This is a genomic window from Sphingomonas sp. PAMC26645 (assembly GCF_004795835.1).
GTDB lineage: Bacteria > Pseudomonadota > Alphaproteobacteria > Sphingomonadales > Sphingomonadaceae > Sphingomonas.
This window is the reverse complement of record NZ_CP039249.1, coordinates 1176416-1203028: the sequence shown is the minus strand read 5'-3', so window position 1 is coordinate 1203028 and position 26613 is coordinate 1176416. Positions and strand designations below refer to the sequence as shown.

Annotated in this window: 18 protein-coding genes and 1 tRNA gene; 11 read left to right on the top strand and 8 right to left on the bottom strand. The window is 66.9% G+C overall.

Translation table 11 applies throughout. The annotated features are described in order from the left end of the window. Window positions 1-300: 300 nt before the first annotated feature. The 4 genes from E5673_RS05695 to E5673_RS05680 all read right to left on the bottom strand — a co-directional run bounded on the left by E5673_RS05695 (window position 301) and on the right by E5673_RS05680 (window position 5440). Entirely contained in the window at window positions 301-924 is a 624-nt protein-coding gene (locus tag E5673_RS05695) for a CHAP domain-containing protein (protein WP_136189266.1), read from the bottom strand. A 137-nt stretch (window positions 925-1061) separates the two neighbouring features. Next, on the bottom strand, window positions 1062-2939 hold the full coding sequence (locus E5673_RS05690) for a M1 family metallopeptidase (RefSeq protein ID WP_136189265.1): 1878 nt from the start codon (window positions 2937-2939) through the stop codon (window positions 1062-1064). A 243-nt stretch (window positions 2940-3182) separates the two neighbouring features. Then, window positions 3183-4616 carry an MFS transporter gene (locus E5673_RS05685; RefSeq protein ID WP_247599597.1) on the bottom strand — a complete coding sequence of 478 codons (1434 nt, stop codon included), beginning with the start codon at window positions 4614-4616 and terminating at the stop codon, window positions 3183-3185. Continuing rightward, complete coding sequence (locus E5673_RS05680) at window positions 4613-5440, bottom strand: SDR family NAD(P)-dependent oxidoreductase (protein WP_136189264.1); 828 nt, start codon at window positions 5438-5440, stop codon at window positions 4613-4615. The genes E5673_RS05685 and E5673_RS05680 overlap by 4 nt, the downstream gene beginning before the upstream one ends. Before the next feature lie 132 nt (window positions 5441-5572). Here E5673_RS05680 and E5673_RS05675 point away from each other — a divergent pair, with 132 nt between their 5' ends. Next, window positions 5573-6361: an SDR family NAD(P)-dependent oxidoreductase gene (locus E5673_RS05675; RefSeq protein ID WP_136189263.1), complete on the top strand. Its 789-nt coding sequence runs from the start codon at window positions 5573-5575 to the stop codon at window positions 6359-6361. Between the two features lie 161 nt (window positions 6362-6522). Here the strand turns inward: E5673_RS05675 and E5673_RS05670 are convergent, their stop codons facing one another. Then, window positions 6523-8778 (bottom strand): NADP-dependent malic enzyme, encoded by a 2256-nt coding sequence (locus tag E5673_RS05670; protein WP_136189262.1) that lies wholly within the window; start codon window positions 8776-8778, stop codon window positions 6523-6525. 221 nt (window positions 8779-8999) lie between these two features. Between E5673_RS05670 and mutS the strand changes: the two genes are divergently transcribed. From mutS to E5673_RS05655, 3 genes are all read left to right on the top strand, one after another. After that, window positions 9000-11579 carry a DNA mismatch repair protein MutS gene (gene mutS, locus E5673_RS05665; RefSeq protein ID WP_136191366.1) on the top strand — a complete coding sequence of 860 codons (2580 nt, stop codon included), beginning with the start codon at window positions 9000-9002 and terminating at the stop codon, window positions 11577-11579. Between the two features lie 335 nt (window positions 11580-11914). Then, on the top strand, window positions 11915-12877 hold the full coding sequence (locus E5673_RS05660) for a cation diffusion facilitator family transporter (protein ID WP_136189261.1): 963 nt from the start codon (window positions 11915-11917) through the stop codon (window positions 12875-12877). Window positions 12878-12942: 65 nt separating this feature from the next. After that, window positions 12943-13389 carry a hypothetical protein gene (locus E5673_RS05655; RefSeq protein ID WP_056061027.1) on the top strand — a complete coding sequence of 149 codons (447 nt, stop codon included), beginning with the start codon at window positions 12943-12945 and terminating at the stop codon, window positions 13387-13389. 62 nt (window positions 13390-13451) lie between these two features. Here E5673_RS05655 and E5673_RS05650 read toward each other — a convergent pair whose 3' ends face one another. Both E5673_RS05650 and E5673_RS05645 read right to left on the bottom strand, forming a co-directional pair. Then, a complete protein-coding gene (locus tag E5673_RS05650; protein WP_093398654.1) occupies window positions 13452-14768 on the bottom strand; it encodes an Nramp family divalent metal transporter in 1317 nt (438 codons plus the stop codon). Between the two features lie 318 nt (window positions 14769-15086). Further along, window positions 15087-15710: a DNA-3-methyladenine glycosylase gene (locus E5673_RS05645; RefSeq protein WP_136189260.1), complete on the bottom strand. Its 624-nt coding sequence runs from the start codon at window positions 15708-15710 to the stop codon at window positions 15087-15089. Between the two features lie 60 nt (window positions 15711-15770). On the opposite strand from E5673_RS05645, the gene E5673_RS05640 reads away from it, so the two are divergent. Beyond that, window positions 15771-16088, top strand: a complete 318-nt coding sequence (locus tag E5673_RS05640; protein WP_136189259.1) for a 2Fe-2S iron-sulfur cluster-binding protein — start codon at window positions 15771-15773, stop codon at window positions 16086-16088. 163 nt (window positions 16089-16251) lie between these two features. On the opposite strand, the gene rlmB is transcribed toward E5673_RS05640, so the two are convergent. Then, window positions 16252-16995, bottom strand: coding sequence for a 23S rRNA (guanosine(2251)-2'-O)-methyltransferase RlmB (rlmB, locus tag E5673_RS05635; RefSeq protein ID WP_056055070.1), 744 nt, complete (start codon window positions 16993-16995; stop codon window positions 16252-16254). A 161-nt stretch (window positions 16996-17156) separates the two neighbouring features. On the opposite strand from rlmB, the gene E5673_RS05630 reads away from it, so the two are divergent. The 6 genes from E5673_RS05630 to E5673_RS05605 all read left to right on the top strand — a co-directional run bounded on the left by E5673_RS05630 (window position 17157) and on the right by E5673_RS05605 (window position 26601). Continuing rightward, a tRNA-Tyr gene (locus E5673_RS05630) sits at window positions 17157-17243 on the top strand. A gap of 185 nt (window positions 17244-17428) precedes the next feature. Next, window positions 17429-19825: a glycogen/starch/alpha-glucan phosphorylase gene (locus E5673_RS05625; RefSeq protein WP_210731848.1), complete on the top strand. Its 2397-nt coding sequence runs from the start codon at window positions 17429-17431 to the stop codon at window positions 19823-19825. Continuing rightward, the gene (gene glgB / locus E5673_RS05620; protein ID WP_136189257.1) at window positions 19822-21984 is read left to right on the top strand and encodes a 1,4-alpha-glucan branching protein GlgB; all 2163 of its coding nucleotides are present in this window, start codon (window positions 19822-19824) and stop codon (window positions 21982-21984) included. Before E5673_RS05625 ends, glgB begins: the two co-directional genes overlap by 4 nt. Before the next feature lie 87 nt (window positions 21985-22071). Next, on the top strand, window positions 22072-23334 hold the full coding sequence (glgC, locus tag E5673_RS05615) for a glucose-1-phosphate adenylyltransferase (protein ID WP_082441369.1): 1263 nt from the start codon (window positions 22072-22074) through the stop codon (window positions 23332-23334). Window positions 23335-23539: 205 nt separating this feature from the next. Next, the gene (glgA, locus tag E5673_RS05610) at window positions 23540-24985 is read left to right on the top strand and encodes a glycogen synthase GlgA (protein WP_136189256.1); all 1446 of its coding nucleotides are present in this window, start codon (window positions 23540-23542) and stop codon (window positions 24983-24985) included. Beyond that, window positions 24982-26601, top strand: a complete 1620-nt coding sequence (locus tag E5673_RS05605) for an alpha-D-glucose phosphate-specific phosphoglucomutase (protein WP_136189255.1) — start codon at window positions 24982-24984, stop codon at window positions 26599-26601. Before glgA ends, E5673_RS05605 begins: the two co-directional genes overlap by 4 nt. The last annotated feature ends 12 nt before the right edge of the window (window positions 26602-26613 follow it).

Sequence of the window (26613 nt, the reverse complement as noted above, 5' to 3'; positions counted from 1 at the left end):
GAGCAAATAGAGTGTTCCCCCGCGAAGGCGGGGGTCCAGACTGGGCTCCCGCCTTCGCGGGAGAACAAGAAGCTAGCAGAGCAGTGTTCGCCTTATGCCACCTCCCCGGCGAAGGCCGGGGTCCAGTTGGGGGACGTCGTCGACGGAGGTGGCGGTCTGTTACCGCGACCTTTCCAACTGGGCCCCGGCCTTCGCCGGGGAGGTCGCCTAACGGGACGGTCGGGGAGCTATCAGTAGCGAAACGTTGGATGTAGCGCGTAAACTGTCGCGGACGTCAGGCATCACGCGGAAGTGAAAACCTCAGTTCGCCTCGTTCACCAGCGTGAAGATGCCGCGGGGGTCAGTCGGGCCGTGCTGGATCGTCGCAAGCTGCGCAGCATTGGCGCGCTGCGTTGCAGACACGGTGTGGGTCGCGCTCGCCATCTGGTACGAAGGCTGCACCGGCGCATCAAAATTATCGCCAGCAGGCGCGTGGCCCGAATAGATGAAGCCCTTGGTCGGATAGGCCGAAGTGCCGAGGTCGCCCTGCGGACCGTACCAGACCTTGACCATGCTCCAGTCACCGGCCGCCGAGACGTCGACCGCACGGACGTTCGTCTCGATCGCACCAGGGCGTGACCAGTTGGCATGCGTAAGGAGAACTTCGCGGTCGCTGACGACCTTCGAGACCATCGCGACATGGCCGACGCGCATCCGCGAGGTCGGCGAGAAGGCGAGGACCGAGCCGGCCTTCGGGGTGTGGCCACGCTCGTAGCGACCCTCGGCCTGGCTCCACCAGGTGTTGGCGTTGCCGCGGATTTCGATGCCCGACACCGAGCGGGCGAACGTCACGCACTGCCAGAACTGAGCCGCAGCAGGGGTGGCCGTCATCAGGCCGCACGATACCACCAGCGCAAAACGCGCTGCTAACGCCTTGAAATTCATCGAGACCCCCCGGCCAAAACCCGTTTGTCGCATTCTGGCTACGGGAGGTTCGATTTAATTGAAACCCGTGCGGGAACCATATCCGACGAAGCGTGTTACCGCGCCGACCAACGCCCCGAATGGGCGCTCAGGGCGGCTCAGTTCATGAGTTTCCAACCGGTTATGCGGTCCACGGTGACCTGCGTGACCGCATGATAGCCCGGCCGCGCCTTGCCGTAGATGTCCATCGCCAGCTTGTGGCCCCAGTCGCCCGAGTCCATCATCTGCTGGAACAGCGGCGCGACGAACTTCCGCCGGCCCTGCGAGGTCAGGAACTGCTCCGCCGAGGCGTCGGCGGGCGCATAGTGATTGGCGAGCGCGAGTTGCAGCCAGGCGAAGCGGATTTCCGCATTGCCCGTGGTGTTCCAGCCGAACGCGTCGTCGAGCGTCTTCAACCGCTCGGCCGAGAGTTTGCGCGGGAGCTGCGTGATGAACCGCGTGATCTCCTGCGTCGTGGCCTTGCCGGGCACGCCCGAGACGGGACCGCCGGCCGCATACGCCTTCGCCGCCGCATCGACAGCGGGGAACGCAGCCGACGTGACATGGACTGCGTTCGCCGGGATACCGGGTTGGTAGACCCACGCATCGACGCCGATCGTCCTGGCTTCGGCGGGAGTCAGCAGCTTCGACTTGAGATCGGCGAGGAAGCCCGCACTGGTCTGCGGCTGGAAGGCGTGGCGGTCGAAATAGCTGCGGAGATACGCGTCCCAGCGCGCACGGCCGACCTGCTTCTCGATCGTGCGGAGGAACGCCGCGCCCTTGTCGTAGGCGATCTGCGTCATGCCGTCGTCGGGATCGCGCGCCGCGTCGAGATCGAGGTGGAGCTGCGTGTCCTTCGCGGCGGGGCCACCGGCGTCCTTCACCGCGGCGAGCATGTCGGTCCAGGCGAGGTCGGCCTCCATGTCGGCGCGGCGCTTGCCGTAGAGCGCCTCCATGATCCGGTTCTCGAAATAGCTGGTAAAGCCTTCGTTAAGCCAAAAATCGTCCCACGTCGCGTTCGTCACGAGGTTGCCCGACCAGCTGTGCGCGAGTTCGTGCGCGATCAGCGAGACGAGGCTGCGGTCGCCGGCGATCGCGGTCGGCGTCGCGAAGGTGAGCGTCGGGTTCTCCATGCCGCCGAACGGGAACGACGGCGGCAGGACCAGCACGTCGTAGCGGCCCCAGCGATACGGGCCGTACAGCCCCTCGGCGGCGGCGACGAACTTCTCAAGCTCGCCGAACTCGTACGCGGCCTTGGGCAGCGTCGCGGGCTCGGCCCAGATGCCGGTGCGGGGCCCGGTCGACTTGAACGCGATGTCGCCCACCGCGAGCGCGATCAGGTAGGGCGCGACGGGCTTGTCCATCTTGTACTGGAACGTGCAGCGATCGGCGACGCACGCTGGCTTGCCGGTCGCGAGCCCGCTCATCACCGCGGTGAGCTGCTTGGGGACCGCGATCTTCGCTTCCCAGGTCTGGCGGATACCGGGGGAGTCCTGCGTCGGGATCCAGCTGCGGTTGAGGATCGCCTCGCCCTGGCTGAACAGGAACGGCTGCTTTTTGCCCGCGGTCTGCGCGGGGGTGAGCCATTGCAGCGCCTTCGCGTCGGGCGACGACGCGTAGGCGATGCGGATTGTCTTCGCGCCGTTGAGCGTGACGGTCAGCGGCGCGCCATGAATCTTGTCGACCGCGCCGACCGAGTAGGGGAGCGGCTTGCCGACGGCGTCGGTGATGTTGACGATCTTCAGCCCGTTGTCGTCGAGGACAAGTTTCGCGCCCGGTTTCGCCAGGACGTCGAGCGTGGCGATGCCGCGGATGACGTGGGTGTCGAAGTCTGCGGCGAGATCGAGCGCGACATGCGTGACGCGCGCCTCGGCGGGGCGGGCGTAGCTGTGCGGGTCGTGCGCGTCGGGGGTGGTGAGGACCGGTGCGACCGTCTGCGCGACGGCGGGGGATGCGAGGACGAGGCCGAGGGCAGTGGCTAGAGCGGGGATACGCATGGGAACTCCGATGTCGCCGTTCCTCGATATCGGGACGGCCATGCGTCGGTCCTACCGCGCGGGTCCCCTTGCTGGAAGAGTAGGGTTAGCGCGACCTCTCGATCCTCCCCCGCAAGGGGGAGGTGTCGCCGAAGGTGACGGAGGGGGAGGACACGGAACGCACGTTTCGCATGCCGCCCCCTCCGTCTGGCAAGGGCCAGCCACCTCCCCCTGGCGGGGGAGGATCATTGGAAGCCGTGGCTCCTAGCTCTCGTGAACTGTGTTCGTTGCCAATCGCGCCAACCGCGCCTCATGCTCCACTCGCCCGAACGGAAACCGCGAGAAGAAGAACGCCGAGACGCACGCCAGCACGATATAAAGGCCCGCGTAAATCAGCGTCAGCCGGTCGATCGTCTCCACCGGCACCGTCCCCGGCGTCGCCTTGGCCGGGAACCCCGCCACCGCGAGGATCATCCCCGCGAAGAATATCCCGATCCCGCTGGTGCATTTCTGCACGAAGAACGACCCCGCGAAGAACACCCCTTCCGACCGCCTACCCGTCTTCGCCTCCGAATCCTCGACCACGTCGGCCATCATCGACGCGCCGAGGATGAACCCGGTGACGTTCGACGCGGTGCCGAGGATGAAGAACCCGAACAGCATCGGCAGCAGCGTGGGCTCGCCAACCTCCGGAAACACGCCGAGCATCCGCAACCAATAGGGCGACGTGTTGAGCGCCGCGCCCAGCAGCACCGCGCCCATCGCCGCCTTGGGCTTGCTGCCCGTCCTGCCGAGCCGGGGCGCGGCGAGGAACGCGAGAAACACACCCGAGAACAACGCGATCGTCAGGTAGACGAACACCGGCCCCTTGAAGCCCCACACATAGGTGTAGAGGTAGTTCGACATCGCATAGCTGATGCCCTGGATCGTGTACGCGCAGACGCCCGCCGCCATCAGGATCGCGAATGCGCGATTCTTAACGGTCTGGCGGAGTTCGGCGAAGGACTCGCGCAAGGTCTGCTTGGCGATCGGCGGGTTCGGCAGATGCCTGATCTCGTGATGCGTGCCGAGCGCGGAGACGAGGATCGCGACGCCGATGAAGATCGCCCCCGCCAGCGCGAAGCCGCCATAGCCGGCGCGGTTGAGCAGGCCGTTCGGGAACGCCGCGGTGGGCGCGAGGAAATACTGGTACGCCGACAGCAGCATCAGCAACCCGCCGACCCAGCCGAACAGATAGCGATACGCCATGATCCGCGTGCGCTCGTCATAGCCCGACGTGAGCTCGGGCGTCAGCGCGACCGACGGCACTTCGTAGCAACTCACCGCGCTGCGCACGATCACCGCCATGACGAACAGCCAGACGAGCGTCTGCGGCTCCGACATCACCGAGGGCGGGTTCCACAGCAGCAGCCAGCCGATCATGATCGGCAGCGCGGACGCGTACATCCACGGGTGCCGACGGCCCCATCTGGTCCGCGTGCGATCGGAGAAGAAGCCCACCGCCGGATCGACGAACGCATCGATCAGCAGCGCCATCATGATGACGAGCCCGACGGTGGCGGACGGGAGCCCGACGACCTGGTTGTAGAACAGCAGCAGGAACGTGCCGAACCCGGCATCCTTCACTCCGTACGCGACCGCGCCGAAGCCGTAACTCGCCATCGTTCCGGTCGAGAGGCGGCGGGCGGGTGCGGTCATTTCAGTTTGTCGAGCAGCGCGAACAGCGAGGGTTGGGCGGGGTCCCAGCTCGGCCGCGTGCCGATCGTCATACCGCCATCGACGAGGATGTGCGTGCCGGTGATGAAGCTGGCATCGCCGCTCGCGAGGAACGCGACCGCGGCGGCGATGTCCTCGCTGGTGCCGGGGCGACGGATCGGCTGCGCGTCGGCGGCGATATGCGCGATCATCGCATCGGCCTGCGTCGTCTTGGCGGCGTCGAGTTCGAGCGTGCGCGTGAAGATATTGGTGACGATGAAGCCGGGAACGACCGCGTTCACGCGGATCTTGTGCTGCGCGAGATCGGCGGCGGCTTGCTTGGTGAGGTGGAGCACGCCGGCCTTGGCGGTGGAATAGGCGGTCGGCGCGTAACCGGTGCCGAGCGCGGACACCGACGAGGTGTTGACGATCGCGCCGCCGCCGCGTTTCGCCATCAAGGGTGCTGCGTAGCGGATGCCGAGCGCGACCGAGCGGAGGAGGAGCGCCTGCGTGCGGTCCCAGTCCTCGGGCGAAATCTCGCCGATCGGGTCGCGCGAGCCGCCCGCGCCGGCGTTGTTGAACAGGATGTCGAGCCCGCCCGCATCATCGGCGGTCTGCATCAGCGCCTCAATATCGCCCGCCTGGAGCACGTCGGTGCGCTGGAACAGGATGCGGCCGCCGGAGGCGTCGGCGAGCGCGTGGCCGCCGGCCTCGTCGATGTCGCCGATCAGGACGGTGGCGCCTTCGTCGGCGAGTCGCAGTGCGGTCGCTCGGCCGATGCCGGACGCGCCGCCGGTCACAACGGCACGCTTGCCTGAAAACCTCACACGCTCTCTCCTGCTCTTTTTTGCGAGCATAGTACGGGCTTTGCACTCGTCAATGACGCCTCGTTCGAAAAACGGGTTTGCGGCGGGCAGCGCTCGGCGATACCAAGCGGGCAAACATTCGGAGGATGCGTGATGGATACGACCAACCTGTTCCGGCTCGACGGCCGCGTCGCGCTGATCACCGGCGGCAGCCGCGGGATCGGCAAGATGATCGCCGCCGGCTTCATCGCGCAGGGGGCCAAGGTGTACATCTCGTCGCGGAAAGCCGATGTGTGCGAGGCCGCGGCGGCGGAGCTCGGACCGAACTGCATCGCGTTGCCGCAGGACGTCTCGACGGTGGCAGGGTGCAAGGCGCTGGCCGCGCAGTTCGCCGAGCATGAGTCGAAGCTCGATATCCTCGTCAACAACGCGGGGGCGGCATGGGGCGTGCCGTTCGAGGAGTTTTCGGAGGTCGGCTGGGACAAGGTCATGGACCTGAATGTGAAGTCGCCGTTCTTCCTGACGCAGGCGCTGCATGCGGCGCTGAAGGCGTCGGGCTCGCGAGAGCGGCCGGCGAAGGTGATCAACATCACGTCGATCGACGGCCAGCGGCTGAACCCTTGGGAGACGTACAGCTATCATGCGTCGAAGTCGGCGCTGATCTATCTGACGAAGCGGATGGCGGCGCGGCTGGTGACGGACTCGATCAACGTCACCTCGATCGCACCGGGGGCGTTTGCGAGCGACATGAACAAGGCGGCGCGCGATCATGGGGACGCGGTGGCGCAGGGGATTCCGGCGAAACGGGTCGGGGTGGACGAGGATATGGCGGGCGCGGCGATCTACCTGGCGAGCCGCGCGGGGGATTATGTGATTGGGGAGACGATCACGGTGGACGGCGGGCTGGTGCACGCGTCGCTAGGCACAAGCATCGACGCGTGAGCCAATTCCCTCGCCCCTCCGGGGAGAGGGAGGGAGGAGCGCTTGCGACGGAAGGGAGAGGGGCGTTGGGACGAACCGTCCCGAGCCTCACTCCCCTCTCCCTTCCCACGGCAAGTACCGCGGGCCCCTTCCCTCTCCCCGGGGGGGCGAGGGACCTTTAGTTAACGCGCTATGCCGCCGGCAGCGAGAACGGCCAGGGTTACTAACTCGCTGGCCGTGCTCGTCATCGGCGCAACCTGTACCGGCTTTTCCATCCCGATCAGCATTGGCCCGATAACCGAGTCCCCGCCCAGCTCCCGCAACAGTTTCGCCGAGATGTGGGCGGACTGAAGCCCCGGCATGATCAGCACATTCGCCGGCCCGGACAGCCGCGCAAACGGATAGTTTGCCAGCTGCTTCGGGTTCAGCGCTACGTCGGGCGCCATCTCGCCCTCATACTCGAACCCGACCTTCCGCCCGTCGAGCACCGTCACCGCGTCACGGATGTTGTTGAGCCATTCGCCCTTCGGATTGCCGAAGTTCGAATAGCTCAGGAACGCCACGCGAGGCTCATGCCCCATCCGCCGCGCAACCGCCGCGGTCTGCTCGGCAAAGTCGGCGAGTTGCTCGGCGGTCGGGCGCTCGTTGACCGTGGTGTCGGCAATAAACACCGTGTGGCTCTGCCCTACCAGCAGATGAATACCGAACGGCGTCTTCCCCGCCGCCGGATCGATCACGCGATAAATCTGGCGCATCGTCTCGCCATAGGTGCGCGTGATGCCGGTAATCAGCGCGTCGCCCTCACCGAGCTGGAGCAGCAGCGCGCCGAAGATGTTGCGGTCCTGGTTGACCATCCGCTCGCAATCGCGGCGCAGATAGCCGCGCCGCTGGAGCCGCGAATACAGAAAGTCGACCATCCGGGGCACGAGCGGCGAGACGCGGCTGTTGTGGAGTTCGAAGCTCTCGGGATCGGTGACGCCAAGCGCGCGCAACCGGTCGGGCACGTCGTCGCGGCCGACCAGGACCGGGGTGCCGTAGCCGCCTTCCTTGAACGCGATTGCCGCGCGCAGGACGACTTCTTCCTCGCCCTCCGCGAAGATCACGCGCTTCGGGTGCGCGCGGGCGCCTTCGTACGCCATCGACAGGACCGAGGTGGTCGGGTTGAGGCGCGCGCGCAACGAATGGCGATACGCTTCGATGTCGAGGATCGGCTTGGTCGCGACGCCAGACGCCATCGCCGCCTTGGCGACCGCGACGGGGACGACTTCCATCAGCCGCGGATCGAACGGCGCGGGGATGATGTACGCCGGGCCGAAGCTGTGGCTGACGCCGTACGCCGCCGCGACTTCCTCGGGCACGCGTTCACGCGCGAGTTCGGCAATCGCGTTGGCCGCGGCGATCTTCATCGCGTCGTTGATGCCGGTCGCGCGGACGTCGAGCGCTCCGCGGAAGATGAACGGGAAGCCGAGCACGTTGTTGACCTGGTTCGGATAATCCGAGCGGCCGGTCGCGACGATCGCGTCGGGGCGCGCGGCCATCGCGAGTTCGGGGCGGATCTCCGGCTCGGGATTGGCCATCGCGAAGATGATCGGCGCGGGGGCCATGTCCTTGACCATCTCCGGCGTCAGCGAGCCCGCCGCAGAGAGCCCCAGGAACACGTCGGCGCCGACCAGCGCCTCGGTCAGCGTGCGCGTTTCAGTCACCGCAGCGTGCGCGGACTTCCACTGGTCGACGCCCTCGCGCCCCTGGTAGATCACGCCCTTGCGATCGCACAGGATCACGTTGTCGCCCCGCACGCCCATCGCCTTGACGAGCTCGGTGCAGGCGATCGCCGCGGCACCGGCGCCGTTGACGACGATCTTGACCTCGGAGAGTTTCCGCCCGGTCAGCAGGCACGCGTTGATCAGGCCGGCGGCGGTGATGATCGCAGTGCCGTGCTGGTCGTCATGGAAGACGGGGATGTTCATCCGCTCGCGCAGGGCCTGCTCGATGATGAAGCATTCGGGCGCCTTGATATCCTCGAGGTTGATCCCGCCGAAGGTCGGCTCCATCAGCTCGACCGCGTCGATGAAGCGGTTCACGTCCTCGGTCTTCAGCTCGATGTCGATCGCGTCGACGTCGGCGAAGCGCTTGAAGAGGACGGCCTTGCCTTCCATCACCGGCTTGCTGGCGAGCGGACCGAGATTGCCCATGCCGAGGATCGCGGTACCGTTCGAGATCACCGCGACGAGGTTTCCCTTCGCGGTGTAATCGTAGACGGTCGCGGGATCGTCATAGATCGCCTGCACCGGCACCGCGACGCCGGGCGAATAGGCGAGCGCGAGATCGCGCTGCGTCGCCATCGGCTTCGACGCGATGATCTCGATCTTCCCCGGGCGGCCTTCCGAGTGGAAGAGCAAGGCTTCGCGTTCGGAGAATTGCAGCGTTTCGTCGGACATGGGCGGGGCCTCTCTCTGTTGCCTGTGTCTTTACGCAGACGATGCCGCTTCGTCACCCCGGACACTTCGCCCATGTTCTCCTGCGAACGCAGGAGCCCAGGATCAAGCAGCGCTGTCCCCTCGAACCCTGGACTCCTGCGTTCGCAGGAGAACGGCACCGGATGACGCGGCGACAAACTCCCGCTAGATCGCCGCCGATGTCGCACCCCGCCCCTACCCCCATGATGACGCAGTATCTCGGCCTGAAGGCGGAGGCGCAGGATTGCCTGCTGTTCTACCGGATGGGCGATTTCTTCGAACTGTTCATGGATGATGCGCGGGTCGCAGCCGGCGTGCTCGACATCGCGCTGACCGCGCGCGGCGAGCATGAGGGCAAGCCGATCCCGATGTGCGGCGTGCCGGTGCATGCGGCGACGGTGTATCTGCAACGGCTGATCAAGGCCGGCCACCGGGTTGCGATCGCCGAGCAGGTCGAGAGCCCGGCGGAAGCCAAGGCGCGCGGCGGATCGAAGGCGCTCGTCGCACGCGCGATCGTGCGGGTCGTGACGGCGGGCACGCTGACCGAGGAAGCGCTGCTCGACGCGCGCTCGGACAATTGGTGCGTGGCGATCGGCGAGGCGGGCGGGTTGGTGGCGATCGCCGCCGCAGACGTGTCGACCGGGCGCTTCGAGATCGTCGAGGTTGCGGGTGACGCGGTCGAGGCGGAACTCGCAAGGCTCGGTGCGGCCGAGGTTGTTGCGTCGGAGGCTAGCGCTTTCGAGGAGGCAGCGACGACGCTGCGCCCGAAGATCGACTTCGACAGCGGCGCGGGCGAGGCTCGGTTGAAGCGGCTATACGGCGTGGCGACGCTCGACGGGTTCGGGCAGTTCGGCCGCGCAGGGCTCGCCGCAGCCGGAGGCCTGGTCGCGTATCTGGAGCATAATGCGAAGGGCACGATGCCCTTCCTCCGCCCCCCGCGGATCGGCCGAGCGGCGGAGACGATGGCGATCGACGCCGCCACCCGCGAGAGCCTCGAGCTGACCTGCACCACCGGTGGCGTACGCAAGGGGAGCCTGCTCGACGCGGTCGACCGGACCGTCACCGGGGCCGGCGCGCGGTTGCTCGGCGCGGACCTCGGCGCGCCGTTGATGGACAAGGCAGCGATCGATGCGCGGCTCGATCTGGTGCGGCTGTTCCATGACGACCAGGCGGCGCGCGAGCGATTGCGGTCGACCTTGCGCGCGCTGCCTGACATCGGCCGCGCGCTCGGACGGCTGGCGGCAGGGCGTGGCGGCCCACGCGATCTCGGGCAGTTGCGCGACGGGCTCGACGGCGCCTGGAGCCTAGGCGAGCGGATGGATGCGATCGTCGATCCGCCGGTGCTGCTCCGGGACATCGCGCCAAGATTGCGCGGGCACGGCGCGCTGATCGACCTGCTCAAGCGCGCGCTGGTGCCGTCGCCGCCGATCGAGGCATCGGACGGCGGCTATATCGCGGCAGGCTATGACGCCGCGCTCGACGACCTACGCGATGCCGGCGCTGGCGGACGGCGCGCGATCGCCGCGCTGGAGGCGGAGTTCCGCACCGCGACCGGCGTTACCGCGCTGAAGATCCGCCACAACGGCGTGCTCGGCTATCATGTCGAAGTGCCGGCGCGGGCCGCGGATCCGTTGATGAAGCCCGAGAGCGGCTTCACGCATCGCCAGACTCTCGCCGGCGTGGTCCGCTTCAATACCCCTGCGCTGCACGAGGTCGCGGCGAAGGTGTCGCAGGCCGGCGCGCATGCACTGGCGGCGGAGGCAGCGCATCTCGAGGAACTCACCGCGCAGGCTCTCGCCGGGCGCGATGCGATTGCCGCGACCGCGGATGCGCTCGCGCGGCTCGACGTCGCAGCGGGGCTAGCCGAGCGCGCGGCGGAAGGCGCCTGGGCGCGGCCGTCGCTGGTCGATCATGCGTGTTTCGAGATCGAGGGCGGCCGGCATCCGGTGGTCGAGGCGGCGGTGGCGAAGTCGGGCGATCGGTTCGTCGCCAACGACTGCAATCTGTCGGAAAGCTCGCGACTGTGGCTCGTCACCGGCCCGAACATGGGCGGTAAATCGACCTTCCTCCGCCAGAACGCGCTGATCGCGGTGCTCGCGCAGGCCGGGTCGTACGTGCCCGCGACCAAGGCCACGCTGGGGCTGGTCGATCGCCTGTTCAGCCGCGTCGGCGCGTCGGACAACCTCGCCCGCGGCCGCTCCACCTTCATGGTTGAGATGGTCGAGACCGCGGCGATCCTCGCGCAGGCGACGCCGCGCTCGTTCGTGATCCTCGACGAGGTCGGGCGCGGCACGTCGACCTATGACGGCCTCGCGATCGCCTGGGCGGTGGTCGAGGCGATCCACGAGGACAATCGCTGCCGCTGCCTGTTCGCGACACATTACCACGAACTGACGCGGTTGGCGGAGCGGTGCGAGGCGCTGTCGCTACACCACGTCCGCGCGCGCGAGTGGAAGGGCGATCTGGTGCTGCTCCACGAACTCGCCGACGGCCCGGCGGATCGGAGTTACGGGCTCGCCGTCGCGCGGCTTGCGGGGATGTCGCCGGTGACGGTGGCGCGCGCGAAGGCGGTGCTAGCGAAACTCGAGGCGGGACGCGCGAAGACTGGTGGGCTCGCGGCCGGGCTGGACGACCTGCCGTTGTTCGCCGCGGCGGCACAGGTCGAGGAAGCGGCGTGCGACGTGCTTCGCGAGGATCTGGCGAAACTCGATATCGACGCGATGAGCCCGCGCGATGCGCTGGACGCGCTGTACCGGTTGAAGGCCTTGGCGAACGAGGGCTAACTCTCCGTCATGCCGGGCTCGTTCCGGCATCCACCGTTCCGCACATTCGAGAGAATTGCGTGCGCGGGACGGTGGGCCCCGGCCTCCGCCAGGTGACAGAGTGGGTTGGTGGCAAGGTAAGCTGCTCCCCTCCCTGGAAGGGAGGGGTTGGGGGTGGGTCGGGTTCCGCATGTCCTTGCGGTTGCGACATAAACCGGCCGACCCACCCCCTGCCCCTCCCTTCCAGGGAGGGGAGACTGTTTCGGGATTGGCGACGTGCGAGAATGTCTCTCGCGTCCTAGTATCTCACGATACGTCAATGCTAGGCGGCGGCCGGATTTAGCGGAGCGCGGGCTTTGGGCGGACATCATCACGGGCACGATCATGGGCATTCGCATTCCAGCGGGCATGCCGGCCATTCGCACGGCGGCCACAGCCACGCCCCGGCCTCGTTCGACCGCGCCTTTGCGATCGGCATCGGTCTCAACATCGTCTTCGTCGTCGTCGAGGCGATCGTCGGCCTGCGGATCGACTCGGTCGCGCTGCTCGCCGACGCCGGCCACAACCTATGCGACGTGCTCGGCTTGGTCGTGGCATGGGGCGGCACGATGCTCGCGCGCACGGCGCCGACCAAGCGCTACACCTACGGGCTGAAGGGCTCGACGATCCTCGCCGCGCTGGCCAATGCATTGCTGTTGCTGGTCGCGCTCGGCGCGATCGTGCTGGAGGCGTCGCAGCGCTTCTCTGACCCCGCCCCGACCGCCGGCCTCACCGTGTCGATGGTCGCCGGCATCGGCATCGCCGTCAACGCGTTCACCGCGTGGATGTTCGCGCGCGGCCGCAAGGGAGACGTCAACATCCGCGGCGCGTACCTCCACATGGCCGCGGACGCGCTCGTGTCCGCGGGCGTGGTGATCGCCGGCTTCGTGATCTGGCGCACCGGCCTCACCTGGATCGACCCCGCAGTGAGCATCGTCATCGCGATCCTGATCTTCTGGCAGACCTGGGGCCTGCTCCGCGAAACCGTCGAGATGTCGCTGTCCGCCGTCCCCCGCGGGATCGAATTTGACCATGTCGACGAGGCGCTGTGCAGCCTGCCCGGCGTCACCGAGATCCACGATCTACACATCTGGCCGATGAGCACCACCGAACCCGTCCTCACCGCGCATCTCGTAATGCCCGCCGGCCACCCCGGCGACCAATTCCTCAGCAACGCCAGGACGATGCTCCACGACAAATTCGGGATCGGCCACGCCACGTTGCAGGTTGAGACCGGCAACGGCCACGACTGCTCGATGGCGGATAAGGCTACAGTCTGAACTTGGCCGTTTGAACTTTTCCGGTGCGGCACGGGTTACCGTGTCACGCATCAGGAGATTATCCCATGAAGAAGCATCTTATCGCAGCATTGATGTCGGTCGCCGTCGCAGCGCCGGCCATGCTGCCGACCGCCGCGACCGCACAGCGTTACGACGATCGCCGCGACAACAACGACCGTCGCGATCGTGACGATCGCCGTTTCAACAACGATCGCCGCGGCAACGATCGCAACTGGCGTGGCGACGACCGCAACTGGGATCCGTCGAACAGCTATCGTGACGGCAAGTACCGCGAGCGCCGCCTCAGCCGCAATGACCGCATCTATCGTGGTCGCGACGGCCGCGCCTATTGCAAGCGCAACGACGGTACGACCGGCCTGGTGATCGGCGCCCTCGGCGGCGGCGCGCTGGCGAACCTGATCGGTGGCGGCACGCTCGGAACGCTGGCGGGTGCCGGTGGCGGCGCCTTGCTCGGCCGCTCGGTCGACCGCGGCAACGTGAAGTGCCGCTGAGCTTCAGCCGAAGCTAGCGAACAAGGAAGCGGCGGCCGAGCGATCGGCCGCCGTTTTCGTATCTACAGCATGCCGTACAGAAGCGTGCCGTTAAGCCCGATGATCACCGCGGCGATCACCCAGGCGAGGATCTTCAGCCAGGCCGGGCTGACCAGATCGCCCATGATCGTGCGGTCGCCGGTGAACTTGACCAGTGGCACCACCGCGAACGGAAGTTGCAGGCTCAGCACGACCTGGCTCAGCACCAGCAGCTTGGTCGCCCCCGCATCGCCCGACGCACCGACCACGAATACCGCGGGCACGATCGCGAGCAACCGCGTCACCAGCCGCCGCGCCCAGACCGGCATGCGCAGGTTGAGGAACCCCTCCATCACGATCTGGCCGGCAAGCGTTCCCGTCACCGTCGAGTTCTGGCCCGACGCCAGCAGCGCAACCGCGAAGAGCACACTCGCCGCGCCCATGCCGAGCATCGGGGCTAGCAGCTGGTATGCCTGGTCGATCTCGGCAACGTCGGTGCGCCCTGCGACGTGGAAGGTCGCCGCCGCGAGGATCAGGATCGCCGCGTTGATGAAGAACGCCAGCCCCAGCGCCACGGTGCCGTCGATCGTCGCCATCGTGATCGCGTCGCGCTTGCCCGCCGTGTCCTTGGCGAACGCACGCGTCTGGACGATCGACGAGTGGAGATACAGATTGTGCGGCATCACGGTCGCGCCGAGGATGCCGATCGCGATGTAGAGCATCGCCGGGTTGGTCACGATCTGCGTCGTCGGGACGAGCCCGCCGAGCACGCCCGCCCATTCGGGCCGCGCCAGGAACAGCTCGAAGACGAAGCAGCCAGCGATGATCACGAGCAAGGCGACGACGAACGCCTCAAGCTTGCGGAACCCGAAGCGTTGCAGCGCGAGGATCAGGAACACGTCGAGCGCGGTGAGGACGACGCCGTAGACCAAAGGCAGCCCGAACAGCAGCTTCAGCGCGATCGCGGTGCCGAGCACCTCGGCGAGGTCGCAAGCGATGATCGCGATCTCGCACAGAAACCAGAGCGCGACCGAGACCGGCTTCGAATAATGCGCGCGGCAGGCCTGGGCGAGGTCGAGCCCGGCCACGATGCCGAGGCGCGCGGAGAGGGCTTGCAGCACCATCGCCATGAGGTTCGACAGCAGCACGACCGACAGCAACGTGTAGCCGAACGCGGAGCCGCCGGCGATGTCGGTCGCCCAGTTGCCGGGGTCCATATAGCCGACCGCGACGAGATACCCCGGCCCGACGAATGCGAACAGCCGCCGCCAGAACGACGCGCCTTCGGGGACGACGACGGTGCGGTGGCTCTCGGCGAGCGAGTTGGCGAAGCCGGACGCGGGGAGATTGGGGGCTGACATCGGGGGGTGCTTTGCCGGAACGAGGGGAAGGGGACAAGGCATGGCTGGCGAGTCGGGCGACAACGCGTTCACCTCCGTCCCGTCACTCCAGGGATAACTGGGGTATTCCGGTTGGCGGGTGTAGCCATTCGAATGGAGAGATGCCGGCTTTCGCCGAGCCGACGTGTGCGTGCGCACACAACGAATATATGGGAAGCGTCTCCCCTCCCTGAAAGGGAGGGGCTGGGGGTGGGTAGGCCCGCTCGAGCCCCAACCCGTCGAACACGTGGAAACCGACCCACCCCCGCCCCCTCCCTTCCAGGGTGGGGAGCAAGGAAGTCAGATGACCTTCATGTCCGCCTGATAATGATGCCAAGCGAAGATCGCCGCAGCTCCACGGTGAGGGCGCCAAGCCTCCGCCACCTCGCGCGTCAGTTTCTCGCTCGGCCGAGTCTCGTGACCCAATATCCGCCCGACCTCGATCTGGATCGCAAGGTCGCCCGCCGGCCAGATGTCCGTCCGCCCTTCCGCGAACAGCAGATAGATCTCCGCCGACCAGCGGCCGATCCCCTTCACGCGGACCAGCGCCGCGATCGCCTCCTCGTCGTCCTCGGGCAGGTTGGTGAGGTCGAGCCGCCCGCTCGTCACCTCGTCGGCGAGGCTGCGGGCATAGCCGAGCTTCTGGCGCGACAGGCCGGCACTCTTCAGCAACTCGTCGCTGGCGGCGGCGATCTTTGCGGGGTCGCCTGCGCCGCCGACCACCGCGTCGAGCTTGTTCCAGACCGCCGCGGCCGAGGCGACGCTCACCTGCTGCCCGACGATCGTGCGCAGCAACGTCGCGAAGCCGCGCTCGCTGATCCGCCGTGCGGGGTGGCCGGCATTGCCGACCGCGACCGCGAACGCCGGCTCGATTTCGCACAACGCCGCCATCGCGGTTTCGAGTTGCTCTGCGCTCAGGCCCATGATGCTTGATCCCTGGCGCGCGCAACGGCATGAACGCACAGAAGTTTTTCGGAGAATGACATGCCCAAGCTTATCGTCGTGACGCGCGAAGGGGAAGAACGCGAGATCATCGGCGAGGCGGGCCTATCGGTGATGGAAGTCATCCGCGACGCCGGGATCGACGAGATCCTGGCGCTGTGCGGCGGCTGCTGCTCGTGCGCCACCTGCCACATCCATGTCGACCCGGACTTTGCGGCCAAATTGAAGCCGATGGGGCCTGACGAGGATGACCTGCTCGATTCGACGAGTGATCGGGATGAGTTTTCACGCCTGTCGTGCCAGATCGAGCTGACCGAAGGGTTGGATGGCCTGAAGGTAAAGATCGCAGCGGAGGACTGATTCCCCCTGTCCCTCGCCCCTCCGGGGAGAGGGAGGGAGGAGCCTTAGGCGACGGAAGGGAGAGGGGCGTTGGGATGAACCGTCCCGAGCCTCACTCCCCTCTTCCTTCCCACCGCAAGTGCGGCGGGCCCCTTCCCTCTCCCCGTAGGGGCGAGGGAATGACTTACCGCGTCGTTATCGCATACAACGCGATCGCCGCCGCATTCGACACGTTCAGGCTCTCCACCTTCTCCGAGATCGGCAGTTTCGCCAGCTCGTCGCAATGCTGCTCGGTATTCTGCCGCATGCCCTCGCCCTCGGCGCCAAGCACGATCGCGATCCGCTGCGTCCCCATCGCTTCCGACAGCGTCTGCGTCGCATGGCCGGTCAGCCCGATCCTCCAGAACCCCGCCGCCGCAATCTCCTCCAGAGCGCGTGCCAGGTTCACCACCCGAATCCAAGGCACGCTCTCAAGCGCCCCGGACGCCGCCCGAGCGATCGTCCCCGATTCCGGCGGCGCATTGCGATCCGGCGTGATGATCCCCAGCGCATCGAACGCCGCCGCCGAGCGCAAGATCGCGCCGACGTTATGCGGATCGGTCACGCCGTCGAGGATCACCAGCGGGCGATTGTCGTCCTTGCCGTGCTCGAGCAGGTCGGCGAGCCACATGTCCTCGAGCGGCTCGACCTCGATCACCACGCCCTGGTGCGGCGCGTCGCCCGGCACCAGCCGCGCCAGATCCATCGCCTCGGCATAGGTCACCGGCACGTCGGCCGGCAGGTCGAACCCGGCCAGCGCCTCGCGCGTGCCGAGGATTTTGCGCACCGTGCGCTCCGGATTGGCGAGCGCCGCCCCTACCGCGTGCTTGCCCCAGAAGCGGGGGCGGCCTGCCGGTGCCTTGCTCGGCCTGTGTCCCTTGCGTGCCATATTCGCTCTCTATCGTGTCTGTGTATGCGGCGTCCTTGTCGGCATTCGTCCTCTGCGGCAACACCGAACCACGAAACTTCGCAAAACCTGCGTTGACACACCGAGCGCGCTTCGCCATTGAGCCGCCTCGCTTGAAAGAGCGGCGCTTGCAAAAGCGGCCTGGACAGGTGGCCGAGTGGTTAAAGGCAGCAGACTGTAAATCTGCCGGAGTTTCTCCTACGTAGGTTCGAACCCTACCCTGTCCACCACCGCCCCAGCGCGGTGATGGATCATCCCAAATTCAAAGCATTGATCGACAACCTTCTTTTCCATCACGGGAAGGAAGTCCGCGTGACATCGGCTCGCGGGAGGCTAGGATCGCCGCGACCGTAACGATTTCGGAAACCGCGTGACCTCAGATCCTGCCGTACAGCCGCCCGTTCAAGCACCCGTCATCCAGGATCTGGCCGACTCGATCCTCGACACGCTGGTCCACCGCATCGGCAAGGATGCGCAGGCCGCCCGCCCGCACGACTGGCTCGCCGCGACGATCCTCACCGTCCGCAACGACATCGTCGAACGCTGGATGGCGTCGACCAAGGCGGCACACGCGGCCGGCGCCAAGCGCGTCTATTATCTCAGCCTCGAATTCCTCATCGGCCGGCTGCTACGCGACGCGGTGACCAACCTCCAGCGCAACGACGAGGTCACGCAGGCGCTGAAGCTCCACGGCGTCGACCTCGCCGAACTAGAGGAGATCGAGCCCGACGCGGCGCTCGGCAACGGTGGACTGGGCCGGCTCGCCGCCTGTTTCATGGAAAGCATGGCGAGCCTCGCGCTGCCCGCCTACGGCTACGGCATCCGCTATGTGAACGGCATGTTCCGCCAGCGGATCGACGATGGCTGGCAGGTCGAGATGCCCGAGAACTGGCTCGCGCACGGTAACCCCTGGGAGTTCGAACGCCGCGAGAGCGCGTATTTCGTCGGCTTCGGCGGCGAAGTGACGGTCGCAGATAACGGTCAGGTCCATTGGAGCCCCTCCGAGGCGGTCGAGGCGACGGCCGTCGATACCCCTGTGGTCGGCTGGCGCGGCAAGCACGTCAACACGCTCCGCCTCTGGACTGCCAGCGCGTTCGATCCGATCAAGCTCGACCGCTTCAACGCCGGCGATTTCTCGGGCGCGCTTGCCGATCAGACGCGCGCCGAAACGCTCACCCGCGTCCTCTATCCCAACGACTCAACCGCCGCCGGCCAGGAACTCCGGTTGCGGCAGGAGTATTTCTTCTCGTCCGCGTCGATCCAGGACATCGTCCGCCGCCACATCCAGTATTTCGGCGACATCCGCACGCTACCCGACAAGGCCGCCATCCAACTCAACGACACGCACCCCGCGGTATCGGTCGCAGAACTCATGCGGCTGCTGATCGACCACCACGAATTCGCGTTCGACGAGGCGTGGAAGATCACGCGCGCCACCTTCGGCTACACCAACCACACGCTGTTGCCCGAGGCGCTGGAGATCTGGCCGCTGCCGCTGTTCGAACGCCTGCTCCCGCGGCACATGCAGATCGTCTACGCGATCAACGCCAAGCTGCTGCGGGAGGCGCGCGGCACCGAGGGTATCGACGACCGCGCGATCTCGGCGATCAGCCTGATCGACGAGGGCGGCGAGCGGCGCGTGCGGATGGCGAACCTCGCCTTTGCCGGGTCGCACAGCGTCAACGGCGTCGCCGCGCTGCATACGCAGCTGATGAAGAAGACGGTCTTCGCCGATCTGCACAAGCTCTACCCGACGCGGATCAACAACAAGACCAACGGCATCACGCCGCGTCGCTGGTTGCAGCAGTGCAACCCCGGCCTCACCGCGCTGATCCGCGATGCGATCGGCGACGGCTTCCTGGACGATGCCGAAAAGCTCGTCGATCTGGATGTTTTCGCGGACGATTCCGGTTTCAGGGAGCGCTTTTCGAGCGTGAAGCGTTCGAACAAGGTGGCACTGGCTAATCACATCAAGGAGACGATGGGGCTCCGCGTCGATCCGGATGCGATGTTCGACGTCCAGATCAAGCGCATCCACGAGTATAAGCGCCAGCTGCTCAACATCATCGAGACGGTCGCGCTCTACGACCAGATCCGCAGCCATCCGGAACGGGACTGGACCCCGAGGGTCAAGCTGTTCGCAGGCAAGGCGGCGTCGAGCTATCACAACGCCAAACTCGTCATCAAACTGGCGAACGACGTCGCGCGCCGGATCAACGCTGACCCGTCGGTCGGTGGCCTGCTCAAGGTGGCGTTCCTGCCCAATTACAACGTGTCGCTGGCGGAGAAGATCATCCCCGCCGCCGACCTCAGCGAACAGATCTCGACCGCCGGCCTCGAGGCGTCGGGCACCGGCAACATGAAGTTCGCGATGAACGGCGCGCTGACGATCGGCACGCTCGACGGCGCGAACATCGAGATCAAGGACCGCGTCGGCGACGACAACATCTTCATCTTCGGCATGACCGCGGACGAGGTCGAGGCGAAGCGCGCCAACGGCTATGATCCGCGCAGCGTCATCGACGGCTCTAACGAACTGCGCCAGGCGGTCTACGCGATCGCGTCCGGTGTGTTCTCGCCCGACGACAAGACGCGCTACGCCGGCTTGATGGGCGGGCTGTACGACGGCGACTGGTTCATGCTTGCCGCCGATTTCGATAGCTATGCCACCGCCCAGCGCGCTGTCGACACGCGCTGGAACGACCGCGATGCGTGGGTCGCCTCGACCGTCCGCAACGTCGCGCGGGTCGGCTGGTTCTCGTCCGACCGCACGATTCGCGAGTACGCGCGCGAGATCTGGACGGTGATGTGAAGCCACCCGAAGGCGCCATCGTAGCCCTGTTGGAAGGGCGTCACGACGATCCGTTCTCGCTGCTCGGCGTCCACAGCGGCCCGACCGGCGTGTTCGCACGCGTCTGGCTGCCCGGCGCGGATAAGGCCGAGGCGCACGCACTCGACGGCACCGCGCTCGGCACGCTCCCCCGCATCGACGATCGCGGCCTGTTCGAGGGCCCGATCGACGGCACGCAACAGCCGGTGAAGTATCATGCGGAGGCGGGCGACATCTCGTGGTGGGTCACCGACCCCTATAGCTTCGGCCCCGTACTCGGCCCGAGCGACGACCTGCTGATGGCGGAGGGAACGCACCGCCGCCTTCACGACAAGATGGGCGCGCACCTCATCGAGCACGAAGGCGCGCACGGCGTCCACTTCGCGCTATGGGCCCCCAATGCGCAGCGCGTATCGGTGGTCGGCGACTTCAACGACTGGGACGGCCGCCGCCACGCGATGCGCAAGCGCGGCGACGTCGGCGTGTGGGAGATCTTCATCCCCGACATCGCCGAATACCGCGCCTACAAATTCGAGATCGTCGGTCCCGACGGCCAGTTGCAACCGCTCAAGGCCGACCCGTTCGCGTTCGCGGCCGAACTCCGCCCCGCCAACGCCTCGATCACGCGGAAACTTGCGCACGAGTGGGCCGATACCGATCACCGCAAGCATTGGGCCTCGGTCGATCCACGCCGCGTGCCGATCAGCATCTACGAGGTGCACGCCGGATCGTGGGACCGCGACGCCGACGGCTGGTTCCTGACCTGGGACGCGCTCGCCGACCGCCTGATACCTTACGTGGTCGAGATGGGCTTCACGCACATCGAATTCCTGCCGATCAGCGAACACCCGTACGATCCGAGCTGGGGCTACCAGACCACTGGCCTCTACGCGCCGTCCGCGCGCTTCGGCGACGTCGAAGGTTTCGCGCGGTTCGTCGATGGCGCGCATCTCGCCGGGATCGGCGTGCTGCTCGACTGGGTGCCGGCGCATTTCCCGACCGACGCGTTCGGCCTCGCCAAGTTCGACGGCACCGCGCTGTACGAGCACGAAGATCCACGGCTCGGCTTCCACCCCGACTGGAACACCGCAATCTACAATTTCGGGCGGCGCGAAGTGACGTCGTTCCTCGTCAACAACGCGCTGTTCTGGGCCGAGCGCTATCATATCGACGGCCTGCGCGTGGATGCGGTCGCGTCGATGCTGTACCGCGATTACTCGCGCAAAAGCGGCGAATGGATCCCCAACGAGGACGGTGGCCGCGAGAATTGGGAAGCCGTAGCGTTTCTCCGCGACATGAACCGCGAGATCTACGGCCAGCACCCCGGCGTCTTCACGATCGCCGAGGAATCGACCTCGTGGCCGGGCGTCTCCGCGCCGGTGAGCGACGATGGCAAGAGCGGTGGCTTGGGCTTCGGGTTCAAGTGGAACATGGGCTTCATGCACGACACGCTCCAGTACATGGCGCGCGATCCGCTGCACCGGAAACACCATCACGGCGAGATCAATTTCGGCCTCGTCTACGCGTTCAGCGAGAATTTCGTCCTGCCGCTCAGCCATGACGAGGTCGTCCACGGCAAGGGCTCGCTGCTGACCAAGATGCCCGGCGACGACTGGCAGCAATTCGCCAATCTGCGCGCCTATTACGCGTTCATGTGGGGCTATCCGGGCAAGAAGCTGCTCTTCATGGGGCAGGAATTCGCGCAGCGTCGCGAATGGTCGGAAGCGCGCGCGCTCGACTGGGATCTGCGCAACGCGCGCAGCCATGAAGGCATCCGCAACCTCGTCCGCGACCTGAACACCGTCTACCGCGAGAAGCCGGCGCTGCACGCGCGCGACTGCGAGGCGGAGGGCTTCGAATGGCTGGTCGCCGACGATGCCGCCAATTCGGTGTTCGCCTGGTTGCGCAAGGCCCCCGGCGCCAAGCCGATCGCGATCGTCGCCAACATGACGCCGATCGCCCGCGCGCCCTACCGCGTACCGCTGCCGCTCGACGGCCGCTGGTGCGAGATCATCAACAGCGACGCGCACGACTATTGGGGCAGCGGGCTCGGCAATCTCGGTGGCGTCGTCGCGAAGGACGGTGCGGCCTGGGTCACGCTGCCCCCGCTCGCGACGATCATGCTCGAATACGAAGGCTGATCGAGTTCGAAGACCGATCCGGCGCAACGACGGAACAACCGGCGGGTGACGGCGCGTTATACTGCTGACTATTAGGGAGAGACGGACATGGTGGAACGGCGGGGACAGCCATTGGCGCGCGACGCGATGGCGTATGTGCTGGCCGGCGGCCGCGGCAGTCGCCTGATGGAGCTGACCGATACGCGCGCGAAACCCGCGGTGTATTTCGGCGGCAAGGCGCGCATCATCGATTTCGCGCTGTCCAACGCGATCAACTCGGGCATCCGCCGGATCGGCGTCGCGACGCAGTACAAGGCGCATTCGCTGATCCGCCATCTCCAGAGCGGCTGGAACTTCCTGCGCTCGGAACGCAACGAGAGCTTCGACATCCTGCCCGCGTCGCAGCGGATCAGCGAGTTTCAATGGTACGAGGGCACCGCCGATGCCGTGTACCAGAACATCGACATCATCGAGAGCCACGCGCCCGAATACATGGTCATCCTGGCCGGCGACCACATCTACAAGATGGATTACGAGCTGATCCTGCAACAGCATTGCGAGACCGGCGCGGACGTCACCATCGCCTGCCTCGAAGTGCCGCGGATGGAGGCGGTCGGCTTCGGCGTGATGGCCGTGGACGAGCACGACAACGTCACCGCGTTCGTCGAGAAGCCTGCCGATCCACCCGCGATCCCCGGCAACCCGGACATCGCGCTGGCATCGATGGGGATCTACGTCTTCACGACCAAGCTGCTGTTCGAGGAGCTTCGTCGCGACGCCGCAACCCCCGGTTCCTCGCGCGATTTCGGCAAGGACATCATCCCGTACCTCGTGAAAAACGGCAAGGCGGTCGCGCATCGCTTCTCCGACAGCTGCGTCCGCTCGGGGCTCGAGGTCGAGGCCTATTGGCGCGACGTCGGCACGGTCGACGCCTATTGGGAGGCGAATATCGACCTCACCGACGTCGTGCCCAAGCTCGACCTCTACGACCGCAGCTGGCCGCTCTGGACCTATTCGGAGGTCACGCCACCCGCGAAGTTCGTCCATGCGGACGATGGTCGTCGCGGCGAGGCGGTATCGAGCCTCGTGTCGGGCGACTGCATAATCTCCGGCTCGTCGATCCACCGTAGCCTGATCTTCACCGGCACGCGCGCGCACAGCTATTCGATGCTCGACCAGGCGGTGATCCTCCCGCACTGCGTGATCGGCCGCGGCGCGCGCCTGTCGAAGGTGGTGGTGGATCGCGGCGTCGAAATCCCCGACGGCCTGATCGTAGGCGAAGACGCGGAATCCGACGCCCAACGCTTCCGCCGCACCGACAACGGCGTCGTGCTGGTGACCAAATCCATGATCGACCGGCTGACGGCGTGATGACCAACGCAAATCCTCCCCGGCACGGGGAGGGGGACCGTTCGCCATCGGCGAAGGGTGGAGGGGGCTCACCGCAAGCGTACCGCCTGCGACCGCGGGCGTGCCGCCTTCGAGCATATCGTCTGCGATCGCAGGCAAACCGCCTGAGGAAGCCCCCCTCCACCATGCGATGCATGGTCCCCCTCCCCGTGCCGGGGAGGATTTGATGCGCGTCCTCTCCGTCGCCTCCGAAGCCTACCCCCTCATAAAAACCGGCGGTCTCGCAGACGTCGTCGGCGCGCTCCCGGCCGCGCTCGCGCCGCACAACGTCGCGCTCACAACCTTCCTCCCCGGCTACCCCGCGCTCGCCGCCGTCACCAAGCGCGCGAAAGTCGTCCACCGCTACACCGACCTGCTCGGCACCGAAGCCCGCATCCTCAAGACGAAGATCGGCGACCTCCCGCTGCTGGTCCTCGACGCCCCGACGTTATTCGCCCGAGGCGGCGGCCCCTACGGCGATGCGACCGGCGCAGACTGGTCCGACAACTGGCGCCGCTTCGCCGCATTCAGCCGCGCAGCCGCCGATCTCGCTTCGGGCGCGGTCCCCGGCTACGACTTCGACATCCTCCACGCGCACGACTGGCAGGCGGCGATGGCCCCCGCCTACCTGCGCTACGCCCCCGGCCCCGGCGCCCCCGCGAAGACGGTCGTCACGATCCACAACATCGCGTTCCAGGGACGCTACGGCCACGACATCTTCGCCGACCTCGCACTCCCCGACGGAGCGTTCGCGCTCGACGGCGTCGAATATTACGGCGGCGTCGGTTTCCTGAAAGCCGGTCTCGAAGCCGCCGACGCGATCACCACCGTCAGCCCGACCTACGCCGCAGAAATCCGCCGCGGCGAATTCGGCATGGGTCTCGAAGGCCTCATCAACGACCGCGCCGGCCGCGTCACCGGGATCGTCAACGGCATCGACCCCGCCGTCTGGAACCCGGAAACCGACGCGTCCCTCCCCGCCCGCTACACCGCGCGAACGCTTGCCCGCCGCCGCACCAACAAGCGCGCGGTCGAAACCCTGTTCGGCCTCGACACCAGCGACGGCCCGATCTTCACCGTCATCAGCCGCCTCACCTGGCAGAAGGGCATGGACGTCCTCGCTGGCGCGCTCGACGAACTCGTTGCGCTTGGCGGCCGTCTTGCGCTGCTCGGCTCGGGCGATACCGCGCTCGAACTCGCCTTCCTCGCCGCCGCCGAACGCCACCCCGGCCGGATCGGTGTCCAAATCGGCTATGATGAACCTGTCTCGCACCTGCTCCAGGGCGCCGCCGATGCGATCCTGATCCCGTCGCGGTTCGAACCCTGCGGCCTGACGCAGCTCTACGGCCTCGCATACGGCTGCATTCCGGTCGTCGCGCGCACCGGTGGACTTGCCGACACCGTGATCGACGCCAACGAAGCCGCGATCGCCGCGGGGGTCGCCACCGGCGTCCAGCACGACGGCGTCACGCCCGAAGCGCTCAGCCACGCGTTGCGCCGAACGATGGCCCTCTATGCACGCCCCGATCGCTGGGCCATGTTGCAGCGCAACGCGATGCGCGCGGACTTCTCATGGGACGAGAGCGGCCGCCGCTACGCAGACCTTTACGCAAGCCTGACGGGGACCGCATGATCCGCACCGTATCGACCACGCCGTACACCGACCAGAAGCCCGGTACCTCAGGCCTGCGCAAGAAGGTGAAGATCTTCCAGCAGTCGAACTACGCTGAGAACTTCGTCCAGAGCGTGTTCGACGTGGTCGCGGACAAGGCCGGCGCGACCCTGGTCATCGGCGGCGATGGTCGCTTCCTCAACCGCGAAGTCATCCAGGTCGCGATTCGCATGGCGGCCGCGAACGGCTTCGGACGCGTGATCGTCGGCCGCAGCGGTATCCTCTCGACCCCCGCCGCCAGCCACATGATCCGCAAGCGTGGCGCGATCGGTGGCCTCGTCCTCTCGGCAAGCCACAACCCCGGCGGTCCCGACGAGGATTTCGGGATCAAGTACAACATCGCCAATGGCGGTCCCGCGCCCGAGTCCGTGACCGACGCGATCAACGCACGCACGCTCGAGATCGATCGCTGGCTGACCGTCGACGCCGACGATATCGACCTCGATACCGACGGCGAGGTCACGGTCGGCGATATGCCGGTCGAGGTCGTCGACCCGGTCGAAGATTACGCCGCGCTTATGGAAACGCTGTTCGACTTCGACGCGATCCGCGCCGCGAAACTGACGATGGCGTTCGACGCTATGAGCGCGGTCACCGGGCCGTATGCGACCGAGATCCTCGAACGTCGCCTCGGCTTCGCGCCCGGCACCGTCCGCAACGGCGAACCGCTTCCCGACTTCGGCGGTCACCATCCCGACCCCAACCTCGTCCACGCGCACGCGCTCTACGAGACGATGATGGCGCCCGACGCACCCGATTTCGGCGCAGCGTCGGACGGCGACGGTGACCGCAACCTGATCATCGGCAAGCACCGCTTCGTCACCCCCTCGGACAGCCTTGCGATGCTGGCTGCCAACGCTCACCTCGCGCCCGGCTACGCAGCCGGCCTCAAGGGCATCGCCCGCTCGATGCCGACCAGCGCCGCCGCCGACCGCGTGGCCGAAGCGCTCGGCATTCCCGCCTACGAGACCCCGACCGGGTGGAAGTTCTTTGGCAATCTGCTCGACGCCGGCATGGCGACGATCTGCGGCGAGGAAAGCGCCGGCACCGGCTCCGACCATGTCCGCGAAAAGGACGGCCTGTGGGCGGTCCTCCTGTGGCTCAACATCCTTGCGGTGCGCGGTGAAAGCGTCGACACGATCGCGCGCGATCACTGGGCGAAGTTCGGCCGCAACTACTATGCCCGCCACGATTACGAAGGCGTCGAGACCCCGCGCGCCGACGCGTTGATGGCGGCGTTGCGCGCCAGCCTCTGCACCCTCCCCGGCCAGCAGTTCGGCGACCTCACCGTCGAGACCGCGGACGAGTTCGCCTATACCGACCCAACCGACGGCTCGATCAGCCGCAACCAAGGCGTCCGCATCCTGTTCGAGGGCGGCAGCCGAGTCGTGTTCCGCCTGTCGGGGACCGGCACCACCGGCGCGACGTTGCGCGTGTACCTCGAACGCTACGAACCCGTCGGCGGCAACCTCGACCGCGACACCGGCGAGATGCTCGCCAGCATCGTCGCCGCCGCGGAGTCGATCGCGGGGATCGCCCAGCACACCGGCCGCACCGCCCCCGACGTCGTCACCTGACCCGCAACGGCC